This is a genomic window from Streptomyces murinus (assembly GCF_002154555.1).
Taxonomy (GTDB): domain Bacteria; phylum Actinomycetota; class Actinomycetes; order Streptomycetales; family Streptomycetaceae; genus Streptomyces; species Streptomyces murinus.
Genome location: NZ_MUNF01001048.1, coordinates 1 through 553 on the forward strand (window position 1 = coordinate 1; position 553 = coordinate 553).

Genomic DNA, 553 nt, shown 5'->3' on the forward strand with positions numbered 1-553 from the left:
AACCCCCGTAAGGCGCGGCCGTCGGTGCGTAACCCGGCCGCGCCTTACGGGGGTTGGCCCAGACCACCCGGTGGGCCAGCGCGTGCAGCCGGCGCATCTGGGCGCCGAGCAGCGCGGGATCGTCGCGCTCCCAGCCGTCGGAGAGCAGTACCACGATCGCGCCGCGCGCCATGCCCCGCTGCCCCCAGCGGTTCAGGAACTCGCGCAGCAGCTCGCCCAGCCGGGTGCCGCCCCGCCAGTCGGGCACCGCCGCCGCGACCGCCGCCATCGCCAGGTCCGGGTCGCGAGGGGACAGTTCGCGCGTCACCCGGGTCAGGCGCGTGCCGATCGTGAAGACCTCCGTACGGCCGCCCCGCGCCGCCGCGTGGGCGAAGCGCAGCAGCGCGTCCGCGTACGGCGCCATCGAACCGCTCACGTCCACCAGCAGCACCACCCGGCGCGGCCGGTCGACCCGCGCGTGCCGGCGCAGCCGGGCCGGTTCGCCGCCGCGCCGCAGCAGTTCGCGCACGGTACGACGGGGATCCACCGCCCCGCGCCGCGCGGGCCGCCGCCG

At 78.1% G+C, this 553-nt stretch carries 1 protein-coding gene; it reads right to left on the bottom strand.

Annotated features, from left to right (window positions below):
• On the bottom strand, window positions 1-553 hold a 553-nt coding region (locus tag CCN72_RS37565), incomplete at both ends, for a VWA domain-containing protein (protein ID WP_143664364.1).